Source organism: Silvanigrella sp. (genome assembly GCF_044369315.1).
In the GTDB taxonomy this organism is placed as follows: domain Bacteria; phylum Bdellovibrionota_B; class Oligoflexia; order Silvanigrellales; family Silvanigrellaceae; genus Silvanigrella.
In genome coordinates this window covers 1-11,246 of the sequence record NZ_JBIPMD010000093.1, presented here as the reverse complement: position 1 = coordinate 11,246, position 11,246 = coordinate 1, and the positions used below count along the sequence as shown (strand labels likewise).

Annotated in this window: 9 protein-coding genes and 1 pseudogene; 3 read left to right on the top strand and 7 right to left on the bottom strand. The window is 30.5% G+C overall.

All coding sequences use genetic code 11. From position 1 onward, the window contains the following. Nucleotides 1–358: GNAT family N-acetyltransferase (locus ACIQ56_RS09120; RefSeq protein ID WP_397600759.1), on the top strand; the 358-nt coding region annotated here is incomplete at its 5' end. Nucleotides 359–378: 20 nt separating this feature from the next. On the opposite strand, the gene alaS is transcribed toward ACIQ56_RS09120, so the two are convergent. Further along, entirely contained in the window at nucleotides 379–3,129 is a 2,751-nt protein-coding gene (gene alaS / locus ACIQ56_RS09115) for an alanine--tRNA ligase (protein ID WP_397600758.1), read from the bottom strand. 143 nt (nucleotides 3,130–3,272) lie between these two features. Here alaS and murJ point away from each other — a divergent pair, with 143 nt between their 5' ends. Continuing rightward, complete coding sequence (gene murJ / locus ACIQ56_RS09110) at nucleotides 3,273–4,940, top strand: murein biosynthesis integral membrane protein MurJ (RefSeq protein WP_397600757.1); 1,668 nt, start codon at nucleotides 3,273–3,275, stop codon at nucleotides 4,938–4,940. 1 nt (nucleotide 4,941) lies between these two features. Here the strand turns inward: murJ and ACIQ56_RS09105 are convergent, their stop codons facing one another. The 6 genes from ACIQ56_RS09105 to ACIQ56_RS09080 all read right to left on the bottom strand — a co-directional run bounded on the left by ACIQ56_RS09105 (nucleotide 4,942) and on the right by ACIQ56_RS09080 (nucleotide 10,774). After that, on the bottom strand, nucleotides 4,942–5,616 hold the full coding sequence (locus tag ACIQ56_RS09105; RefSeq protein WP_397600756.1) for a DUF4276 family protein: 675 nt from the start codon (nucleotides 5,614–5,616) through the stop codon (nucleotides 4,942–4,944). Beyond that, nucleotides 5,613–6,719, bottom strand: coding sequence for an AAA family ATPase (locus ACIQ56_RS09100; protein WP_397600755.1), 1,107 nt, complete (start codon nucleotides 6,717–6,719; stop codon nucleotides 5,613–5,615). The genes ACIQ56_RS09105 and ACIQ56_RS09100 overlap by 4 nt, the downstream gene beginning before the upstream one ends. Nucleotides 6,720–6,925: 206 nt before the next feature. Beyond that, nucleotides 6,926–8,329, bottom strand: a complete 1,404-nt coding sequence (gene betB / locus ACIQ56_RS09095; protein WP_397600754.1) for a betaine-aldehyde dehydrogenase — start codon at nucleotides 8,327–8,329, stop codon at nucleotides 6,926–6,928. Between the two features lie 214 nt (nucleotides 8,330–8,543). Continuing rightward, the gene (locus ACIQ56_RS09090) at nucleotides 8,544–9,299 is read right to left on the bottom strand and encodes a substrate-binding periplasmic protein (RefSeq protein ID WP_397600753.1); all 756 of its coding nucleotides are present in this window, start codon (nucleotides 9,297–9,299) and stop codon (nucleotides 8,544–8,546) included. 497 nt (nucleotides 9,300–9,796) lie between these two features. Further along, nucleotides 9,797–10,216, bottom strand: coding sequence for a hypothetical protein (locus ACIQ56_RS09085; protein WP_397600752.1), 420 nt, complete (start codon nucleotides 10,214–10,216; stop codon nucleotides 9,797–9,799). 33 nt (nucleotides 10,217–10,249) lie between these two features. After that, nucleotides 10,250–10,774 (bottom strand): GAF domain-containing protein, encoded by a 525-nt coding sequence (locus ACIQ56_RS09080; protein ID WP_397600751.1) that lies wholly within the window; start codon nucleotides 10,772–10,774, stop codon nucleotides 10,250–10,252. Nucleotides 10,775–11,018: 244 nt separating this feature from the next. Between ACIQ56_RS09080 and ACIQ56_RS09075 the strand changes: the two are divergent. After that, nucleotides 11,019–11,246, top strand: a pseudogene (locus ACIQ56_RS09075) (MFS transporter); the annotation flags it as partial.

Here is an 11,246-nt window from a genome sequence, read left to right as displayed (position 1 = left end):
TTCCATTTGGGATTTTATTTTGTCAGGTGGACTTTCTATTCCAATAAAAACAATTTTTAGAATGAATATTTATGAAAATCATGCTTTAAAAGTAAGAAAAGAAATTGCTGTTCATGATCATTGGTATTTATTTTCTATAGGAGTTCATCAAGAATTTCAAGGAAAAAGCTATGGTTCAAAAATGTTGAAACCAATTCTTGATTTTATAGATCAAAGAAATGAACACTGTTACCTAGAAACTCATAATCCAAATAACATCGCTTTTTATGAAAAGCATGGGTTTGTTTTAAAAAATGTTACTTTATTGCCAAAATCTAATACAGAACATTATGCAATGTATCGAAGTCCTATAAAGTAAGTTTATATTCCTATTATAAATTACATCATAGCATGAATAATTGATTCTGCCCTGGATAATGCACCTGCTAATTTGTCAATACTTGTGCCGCCTCCTCTTGCAAAATCGGGGCGTCCACCACCTTTTCCGTCCACAAGTTCAGACAGTTGTTTGACAATATTTCCAGCGGATAATTTTTTAAATTGTTTTAAGATATTTGGATTCATAGCTACCAAAATATGAGCTCTTCCTTCTGAGCTAGAAGCAATAATCGCTATCGTATTATTTTTTTCTTTAAGACGGTCACAAAGAAGTTCCATTTCTTTAACATCAGATGCATCAAGAGTGACTAAAACTAATTTAAGATCATTTCCAATTTCTTTTGCATTCGACATGAGGCCTGAGATTTGTGTATTTACTAAACGGTTTTGAAGCGTTGAAATCTGCTTATCTTGTTCTTTCGCATGATCTTTTAGCAATTGAATTTTATGGGCTATTTCATTATCGGAGCATTTCAGCATTTCAGAAGCAGTGGCTAATTGATCTTTTAATTTCTTTAAGTATTCAAACGCATTATTTCCTGTAACTGCTTCAATTCTTCGAACACCACTTGTGACACTTCCTTCAGAAATGATTTTAAATAAACCAATATTGCCTGTTGCTGACACATGAGTACCTCCGCACAACTCTAAGGAAAAACCTGGTACGTTAAGCATGCGAACATGATCATCATATTTTTCATCAAACATAGCCATTGCACCCATTTCTTTTGCTTTTGCTAAAGGAACGGAATCATGGGTTTCAACAAGGGTATTTTTTAATATTTGATAATTTACTATTTTTTCTACTTCCTCAATTTCATCTTGAGTCATAGCTTTATTATGTGAAAAATCAAAACGTAAAACATGAGGATTTACTAAAGATCCTGCTTGGCGAACATTCTCTCCTAAAACTACTTGTAAAGCTTTATGCGCTAAGTGAGTCGCGGTATGGTTTCTCATTATTGCTTGACGTAAAGTAAAATCAACTATTGCTGTTACTTTAGAATTGTTTCCAAATAAATTTGTAAGATCTTTTTGATCTAGTGGTTTTGCTTCTTCAACGCTAAATTCAACATGTTTTAATAAATGAACAATATTATTTAAAGATTTACGGACATCAACGACTTCAAATTCATTTTTTCCGTTATTATTTAAAGTAACAAACCAGCCTGTATCCGAAACCTGACCACCACCTTCTGGATAAAAAGGTGTATCTGCAATAACAATTTCAAACATTTTATTTTTTAATTGGCGTACTTTTTTGATGTTTTGAGATGGAATAAGGGTTTCAATAATTTCGTGTTTATCTTTAAATGCGTTGTTAAAGACAAGGTGATAACCCGCAAATTTTTTATCTGCCAAAGGATTTGCAGGATGAAACTCAACCCAAGAGGAATCATCTTGATCAAATTTATAAAACTTAGCTTCAGCACGGCTTCTTTCTTTTTGCTCTTGCATGTGTTTTTTAAAGCCTTCTAAATCGGCTTTAAATCCTAATTCTTCACATAAAATTTGAGTTAAATCAGAAGGAAATCCGAAGCTATCATGCAAAATAAATACGTTTTCTCCGGAAAGAATTTTTTTATTTATTAATTTTGCTTCTTCAATAAAATGATGAAATTTTGTAAGGCCGCTTTCAAGTGTACTATTAAAGCGAAGTTCTTCATTACGAATAGCATCTTCAATACGCGCTTTATTTTGAATAATTTCTGGATAAAATTCACCCATTTCGTTAACAACAGTAGCTACGATATTTTCTAAAAAAGATTTGTCTTTGGGCCAATTTGGAGCAAGTTTTCCAACATGGCGCACTGCGCGACGTAATACGCGGCGTAATACATAACCACGACCTTCATTGGAAAAATGAGCTCCATCTCCTAATGTAAAAGTAAGTAAACGAATGTGATCCGCAATAACGTTACAGCTTACTTTTAACTGAGTTGATATATCATTTACTGGTGATTTAATTCCGGCAGTATGAATAATTTTTTCTTTTATTTTAGTAAATAAATCAATATCAAAGTTAGAGGTTTTTCCTTGTATTAACGCAGTCAATCTTTCAAGACCGCACCCTGTATCAACACTTTTCATTGGAAGATCAAGTAAAGTACCGTCTTCTTGCCGATTATATTGCATAAAAACAAGGTTCCAAAATTCAAGGTAACGGTCACAATCGCAACCAGGGCCAGAACATTTTAAACCTTTTTCATAACATTGTCCTACGTGCTCTCCTTGATCCAAATAAAGTTCAGAACATGGTCCGCAAGGGCCAGTAGGGCCCATAGCCCAAAAATTATCTTTGTCACCAAGACGGACAATTCTGTTTTCAGGAACTCCCATGGTTTGCCAAATGGCAAAGGCCTCATCATCGGAATGGTGGACGGTTGCCCAAAAACGGGACATATCTAACTTTAATTCGTCTTTTGAAAATTCATACGCCCATTGAATGGCTTCTTTTTTATAATAGTCTCCAAAACTCCATGATCCTAACATTTCAAACATAGTACAGTGACGGCCATCTTTGCCAACATCATCAAGGTCGCCTACACGAATGCATTTTTGCGCATTGGTTGCTCTTTTATAGGGACGAATTTCTTCACCTGTTAAACAAGATTTAAATTGAGTCATTCCTGCAATAGTAAAAAGAATGGTTTGGTCACCAATGGGAATTGTGGAGGCACTGGGAACATAGGTATGTTGTTTAGATTCAAAGAATTGAATAAATTTTCGGCGGATGTCGTTTGTCTTCATAAAATCTCCAGATGCCTACCACGTTTGCAAAAAATTAGTTACGGATAATGTAATATCATAGCGTACGGAGTTACCGAGCTTAGATAACATATAGAATGCCCTTTGTTTGATAGCAATAAGCAAGTTTAAGGAAATACGAATATATGGGTGATAAAAATAGTCAAGACACCTCCTTGGTAAGTGATTCAGAAAAATTAGGAAAAGCAAGTTTTGGAGCTATGTTAGGTGTTCTATTTTCTAGAGCTTCTGGTGTTGTGAGAACTGCGGTTGTAAATGCTACTTTTGGAATTGGCGTCTCTCTAGATGCTTTTAATACTGCATTTCGTTTTCCAAATGGATTAAGAGATCTTCTTGCGGATGGCGCTCTTTCTGCTGCATTTGTAAAAGTATTAATTGATGAAAAAGCAAATGGAAAAGATGCAGAATTAAAACTGATTAAAATTGTGCTTGGATTTTTTACTTTTGTTACTTTTTCATTAGCAATTTTGGCAGCTATTTTTTCTAAACCATTTATGAATTTGTTTATGAGCGAAGAATTTAAAAACTCGGGAGGTTTAGAGCTCACATCTTTTTTATTTAAAATACTCGCATTTTATTTGCCATTTACAATGCTAAATGCTGTTGCTATGGCAATTTTATCTATTTTAGGTCAGACTTTTCGCGCTATGAACGGTTCTGCATTTTTAAATGTTGGAATTATTGGGTGTGCGCTATGCTCTCCTATTTTCATTATGTATGGAATAAATCCTATATATGGTGTAGCAATTGGGGCGATGCTTGGTGTTATTATTCAAATGATTTATCAATTTATTCCATTATATAAATTAGGATACATTGGTTTTCCTAATTTTAATATAAAAGATTGGTTTAAATATAAACCATTGCATGAAGTTTTAAAATTAATGATTCCACGGACAATAGCTCAGGGGGCTTTAATTATAGCATTAATGATAAATACTTTTTATGCCATTCAAATTGGTTCTGGCGTGTTAAGTTATATTGTTACGGCAATGATGATCATACAAGTTCCTATTGGTTTATTTGGTGTTGCTACAGGTTTTGCTGCTCATCCTGTGTTAACAAAAGCAATTCGTGATGGACAAAATAGAAAATTTTCCAGTTTGCTAACCGAAAGTATGGATACTTCGCTTTGGTTAGCCGCCTTAACGACAGCTTGTTTTGCTTTGTTTATTGTTCCTTTTTATGCCGTTTTATTTCAGCATGGTAAAGTAGCAATGCATGATACGATACAAAACTCAATTGCGGTGTGTGCTTACTCAATTGGAATTATTTTTAGTGCTGGTTCAAAAGTAGTGTTAAATGCTTTTTATGCGATTAACTCAACAAAACAAATTGTATATAATGCGATAGTTTATTTAGTAATAAATGCATCATTAAGTTCTATTTTAGCTCCTAAGTTTGGAATTATTGGTTTAGGAATTTCTTTTAGTACGGCAACAGCAATTGATTTTTTTATGAACTACTTTTTCTTAAAAAAGATTTATCAAAAAAAGAATTTTGGAGATAGCCCCTATGTTGAAGGTGGTAAATATTTTCAAATAAAAATATTTTCTTTTGCTATGTTTGCTTATTTGTTTGGGACTATAGGGATATTATCATCAAAATATTTATGGGATAATTTTAGCTCTATTTTTTCTATAAAATTAAATTTTTTAACAAATTTTTTGATTTTAAGTATTGGCGGTTTTTTATTTATTTTAATAAGCTATTTTTTAGTTTATTACTTTGGACCTGTGAATTTAAAAAGATTGTTAGTGAAAATAAGAAAAAAGGTTTTTAGGAAAAATTAAATTAATTTATAGGCACTAGGTTTTTTAATCTTTGAACCCAATTATTAAATAAATGACACTCAACACAAATCTTTTCTATTCCCATTTCTATCGCAATTAATGAACCGTGCGTTACTTTTTCATACTCATGAAATAAGTTTTTAATACGTTTGCTTGGAGCTGTTATTGCCGAATTATTAATGTGTTCAGGAGTTTCAAATAAATTTCTGATATTTTGAAACTCTTCAGCTAATGATGATTTCCCAATTTCAGCGGCAATTATTGATGGTGAACTAAATAATAATCCTTCAAATTCATACATTTGAACATAAGGAAAAAAACGTTTCATTGCCTGAACTTCTATATTTTGAGTTAACTTATCAATGAATATTTGATGAAGAGTATTTTGTTTCTCTAAAATAGTTTGTTTGCTTATGGCTTCTTGTTTTCCTGGAAAATCATGGGGTAATCCATAAAAATCAAACAAAGTAGTGCAATATGAATTTTTGTCATGTAAAAGTCTTCCTTTTAGATCACAAATCACTCTTTCTATTTTAAAATTACCACCTTTATGTCCAGGTTTTCCTATTAGAGATGGAATAAGAAATATTTCTAAAGGTGTAAAAATTTTTGAGAGGACTTCATTAACAAACATTTCTTCTGTTTGGCCTTCACAAATCACATGAACTCGAATCATTTGCTTGGTCGTCCTCCTAATATATTTTTTTCCCAAAGTTCTCCAACGGAATAGTTTTCAAGCCAGCTTGAAAAATCATCTTCATTTAATCGTTTAAAAATAGAATTTCCATTATCTCGTTCAACTACAATTAAATCTTCAATTGTAAATTCATTTAATAATGGAACAGATTGAGTAGAGACAATAACTTGCATTCGAGTAGACGCAGAGCGGAGCAATGCACCAAGCAATGTAATTGCAAAGGGATGTAATCCGAGTTCTGGTTCATCAATTATAATTGTTGCAGGAGGATCTGGTTGTAATAAAACAGTAACTAAACAGATAAAGCGAATAGATCCATCAGATAGTTGACTTGGCCATAACGGATAATCACTATCTTTTTGTTTCCACACAAGGTTAATCAGTTCTTCTTCGGTAGATAAAATTTGAGGTTTTAAAACAAAATCATCAAAAAATGGGATTGCTAATCGGATGTTTTTGCATATTAGTTCATAAATTTCAGAATGTTGTTTTTTTAATTTATAAAGAAAAGCCGCTAAATTTGAAGCGTCTGATCTTAAATAATCATTGTCATGTAAAGAGCCTTTGCGTTTAACGGCAGCGGTATCTGTTGTATCGTGAAAATGATAAACTTTCCATTTAGATATTGCATTAAAACAATGCAAAGCGACTTTTTTTGAATTTCCCGCTTTTACTTCCTCTTTCAATTTTGATTCTTTATGCCCAGTTCCAAGATTTGGCCTTGTTATTCCAAAAAGAGGTCCATCAAAATAAAGCTGTTCTTTTTCAAAAACAAATCCCCCATCAACAGTAGGTGTAATTACAAAATCGTATCCATTATCAGCAAAACGAATTGAAGATTCAATTTGTTTCGTTTCTTTTACACCAAATGAAATGATTCGATCAGCTTCGCCTTGTTCGGAAGTCCATGATTGTAAACGTTTTTCAACAAGTTCGCTAAGCAGTTTAAAATAGGAAACAAAATTGCTTTTACCAGCTCCATTGGCGCCAATTAGAATATTTAATTGATTTAAATGAAATTCGTCCAATTTTTTAATGGACTTAAAACCACGAATTGTAAGTGATTTTATAGATTTTCCCATCTACTAACCTCCGAGTCGGTAAACTTTCCATCAAGACAGATAGTGAAATATTCTTAGAAGAACAAGGTCGCTTTTTAATTTATCATTTTTTATACGTCAATGAATAAAAAACGATCAGTTGTTTTATTTAGTGTTTTTAAAAATTTAATATCATGATTACAATTGAATATTTTGAGGAATGAAATGTGAATTTGATTTTTCTTAAATCAATACTCCATTTGCACATAAACTGTTTTTAATTGAGTATAATTTTCAATAGCAGCAAGACCATTTTCTTTGCCAAAACCTGAAGCTTTAAAGCCTCCAAATGGAATTTCGACGGGGCTAATATTATAATTATTAATCCAACACATTCCCGCCTGAAGATTTTCAATAATGCGGTGTGCTCTCGTTAAATCGTTTGTAATTACAACTGCTGCTAAACCATATTTTGTATGATTTGCTCTATCAATTACTTCTCTCTCATCTTTAAAATCCAAAATAGACATAACAGGACCAAAAATTTCTTCTTTAACAATTGTCATTTCATCATGGCAATCCGAAAAAATTGTTGGTTGAATAAAGTTTCCATTAGAGAAATGACTTTCGCTAGGGCTCCATTCTGGTTGTTTTCCTCCATAAATAAGTTTAGCGCCTTCTTGGATGCCTTTTTCAATGTAAGACATTACTTTATGCAGGTGATCTCTGCTTATAAGAGAACCCATTTGAGTGCTGTGGTCAAAAGGATCTCCTATTTTAATTTTAGACACTTTATTAAGTAAACATTCAATAAATTTATTTTTAATTTTATGATGAACAAAAACTCTTGTTCCGTTACTACAAACTTCACCCTGTGTATAAAAATTAGCTAGAATAGCGATATCTGCCGCTTTTTCAATATCAAAGTCATCAAAAATAATAAGTGGAGATTTTCCTCCAAGTTCTAAACTCACTTGTTTTAAATTGTGAGCGGCATTTTCCATGATCTTTTTTCCAGTAGCATAAGAGCCCGTCAAAGAAATTTTATTTATTTCTGGATGCAAAGATAAATACTCACCAACATCTTTTCCCCCTTGAATAACTTGAAAAACTCCTTCAGGAATTCCTGCTTCAAGATAGATTTCTGCTAAACGACTTGCAGACATTGGCGTGAGTTCAGAGGGTTTAAAAAGCATCACATTTCCACTTGCTAAAGCAGGAGCCGATTTCCAGCAGGCAATTTGAAAAGGATAATTCCAAGCTCCAATACCAGCACAAATACCAATGGGTTCTCTGCGAGTATAGGCAAAAGATTTTTCTAATTGAATATAATCACCTCGAATGGTAGGTGCCACACCTGCATAATATTCGAGAACGTCCGCAGCGCTTGGAATGTCTGTTTCAAGAGCTTCTTTAATTGGTTTTCCTGTATCAATCACTTCTAGTTGAGCAAGTTCATGGTAACGGCTACGAATAATTTGTGCTGCTTTTGAAAGAATTTTAGCCCGTTCAAAACCACTTCTATTTTTCCAAATTTTAAAACCTATTTTTGCTTTTTGAATTGCACTTTCAATCTCGTAATTTTGAGTTATTTCAACATCACAGATTTTTTTACCAGTAGAGGGAGAGTAATTAGAAAAAGTTTTTTGCATGGTACTTCCTTTCGTGTAAAAATTCTAAATTTAAATAACACAAAATAAATTGAAAGGATATAAAAAGATATATAAAAATAGAAAAGCGTTAAAAATTATGTTTTGAAAATACGATTTTATTTTATTTTTTTATATATTTTAAAAATTTATAAATATTATAATTTGAAATTTAAAATATATTTATAAATTAAGAACGAAATAAATAGAATTGATCTTACTCATTACCATAATCAACGGGTTGAGCAGAGTACTTTTTTAAAATCTCAGAATAGACGGAACTTGTTTTAAATTTGTTTATTTTTAAAGATGCCGCTGATATAAATTCTTTATCTGATTTTATAGAAGTTGCAATCCAAGTTTTATTATTTAATATAGGGCCAATTTTGTCGAAATTTGTAAAGGATAAATTTTCTTTTTTAATAATATACTCAGCAACAATACTTCCTTCTATCCATCCGTCAATTCTTTCATTTAGGAGTTTTTTTAAGTTTTGTTCATTACTTGTTACAGTTGATATTTCACCCATAAATTTTTTATCACTTAATGTAAGAATTAATGAGGACCCATTAATAACACCAATGGAGCTTAATTTATTTAAGCTAGCTCCATTTTTTTTAATCCATCCTATTTTTGTATAAATAAAAACAGGAGTGATATAAATAGGAGATATCCATTGATATTCATTTTCTCTAGAAGCGTTACGTGAAATAAAAATAAGTGAGTTTTTTTCATTTTTAGTTTCTTCTAAAGCTCTAGCTAACGGAAAAGCAGAAAAAGAATAATTTCTAAAAATATTTACAGATAAATCGATGATTAGACCTTCAAGCTTATTTAAATTGTTATACCCCGATTGAGGAGGAACATTATCCGAAATATTTATTTTAATATTAGAATCAGCAATTAAATAATTATGATATAGAATAGGAATTATGGAATAGAATAATATCAATTGTATTTTAATATTTTTCATAAATTACTTTTCCTTCTTTATTTTATTATTAACATTTTTTTCCTAAGACCATATTCTGTTATATTCGAATAAGGGTTAAAGTTAAATTTTATTTCAGGTTCTTGGAATAAATTATATTCCAAATAATATAATTTCAAATGAATGATACTAAATTTAATATAGTAAAAGAGAGTTCTAAATATTTTTAAAATGAAACTCATTTTTAGTAATTTCCTATTAAATATTTTTTAATTATGTTTAGATTTTTTGAAAATTTTTGATTTTTATTAGTATAATAATAATTTTTTTTAAATTGAGTTACAAATAAATTAGCCACTAAATTAATATATCTGTTTTGTTCATTCATGTTATGAACCCTTTTTTAGAAGGATAAAATTGATTTCATTTCAATATCTCATAGCATTACTTTATTTTCAAAAAATATTTTATAAAAAAAAATTATCAAATTTAGTTAAAAAAATAAATTTGATAAAATATATGATTCAGATATAGATTTTTTAGGAGTTATTTTGTCCAAAGGCAATTAATATTTTTTTTGCTCGGTACAATTGAAAAAATTGAATAAAATATAAAATGGCAACGATAATAGAACATATATTAATTGCTTTTTCATTGCTTATCAGAAAAAAAGATACAATATTTACGGAAAAAAATGCCATAAATGTATAAAAGCCGCAAGTTGTAGTTTTAGAAGAATTGTTATTTTTTAATAAAAGTGCTGCACCTAATTTTGCTTTGTATATTAGGTAAGCCCATAAAATATTACCAACAAAGGGGATTATTGTTAACCAAGTTATCCAAGGATAGGGAAAAGCGGTTACTTTTAAAATTTTATGGAGCCAATATAAATAAAGGCAATGCATCCCTATAAAAAGAGATACAATTACGATTAAAACCACTATAATTTCAGACGTCATGAAAATGATTCCTTTTAATTATTAATATATTGCTTATAGAGAAGGAGAGTTTGGCCAATTTACTTTTTCACTTATTAATACGGCAATTTTTTCAAGACCTTTTTCATCTGTTTCAGAAAATCTTGCAAATACAGGGCTGTCTATATCTAAAACACCGATGAGAGTCTCTAGAGTTGCTTTTTTATTGGGATAAAAAAGAGGAAAAACAATTTCAGAAAAAGAAGCGCTATCACAAGCAATGTGGTTTTCAAATTTATGAACATTATCAACACGAATTGTTTTTAATTGTGTTGCAGCTGCTCCACAAACCCCTTTGTCTAAAGCAATTCTTGTACATGCCATTTTTCCTTGAAAAGGGCCAACTATAAGCTGGTTCTCTTTTAATAAATAAAAACCCACCCAATTTATTTGTTGAAGAGTCTCATTTAGCAAAGCTGTTACGTTAGAAAGCTGTGCGAGCCAATCATTTTCCGAATCTAAATACGAATTGACCATTTTATAAAGATTATCATAATATTCATCATTTTTTGTTATGTCTATAGCTGGATGAAAATTCATAAGTTATATTTATTTCCTTACTTAAGAGAAAAATAAAATCGCAATTCATTTTTTAAATCAATCAAAAACTGAATTCAAGTGTTTTATATTTTAAAGAAATATTAACAAAAATATTTCTTTAATCAAATATTTAATCTTTAAAAAATAAATTTCAAAGGATTGATTTTTATTTCTTTCAGAGATAAAACAAAGTCGATAATGAGAATCATTCTCATTTTAGGACTTTTTTTGGTAACATGAAATCATGCAAAATGCAATTTGTGATAAAAATTATAAGTTGTTCATAGGAGGAAGTTTTTTTTCTCTTTTAGGCGATTATATCGGCTTGGCTGCTTTAAATTGGTTTGTTTGGAAATCTTCGAATTCTGTTCTAAGTTTAAGCATTTTAAATTTTGCAAGATTAATTCCTGCCTTATTTATTGGATACTTAGGTGGTTATCTATGCGATAAATATAATCCCAAAAAAATATTA

Coding starts and splice junctions, on each gene's coding strand:
- alaS (WP_397600758.1), bottom strand. CDS start 3,129: ATGAAGACAAACGACATCCGCCGAAAATTTATTCAATTCTTTGAATCT.
- ACIQ56_RS09090 (WP_397600753.1), bottom strand. CDS start 9,299: ATGAAAAATATTAAAATACAATTGATATTATTCTATTCCATAATTCCT.
- ACIQ56_RS09100 (WP_397600755.1), bottom strand. CDS start 6,719: ATGGGAAAATCTATAAAATCACTTACAATTCGTGGTTTTAAGTCCATT.
- murJ (WP_397600757.1), top strand. CDS start 3,273: ATGGGTGATAAAAATAGTCAAGACACCTCCTTGGTAAGTGATTCAGAA.
- betB (WP_397600754.1), bottom strand. CDS start 8,329: ATGCAAAAAACTTTTTCTAATTACTCTCCCTCTACTGGTAAAAAAATC.
- ACIQ56_RS09105 (WP_397600756.1), bottom strand. CDS start 5,616: ATGATTCGAGTTCATGTGATTTGTGAAGGCCAAACAGAAGAAATGTTT.
- ACIQ56_RS09085 (WP_397600752.1), bottom strand. CDS start 10,216: ATGACGTCTGAAATTATAGTGGTTTTAATCGTAATTGTATCTCTTTTT.
- ACIQ56_RS09080 (WP_397600751.1), bottom strand. CDS start 10,774: ATGAATTTTCATCCAGCTATAGACATAACAAAAAATGATGAATATTAT.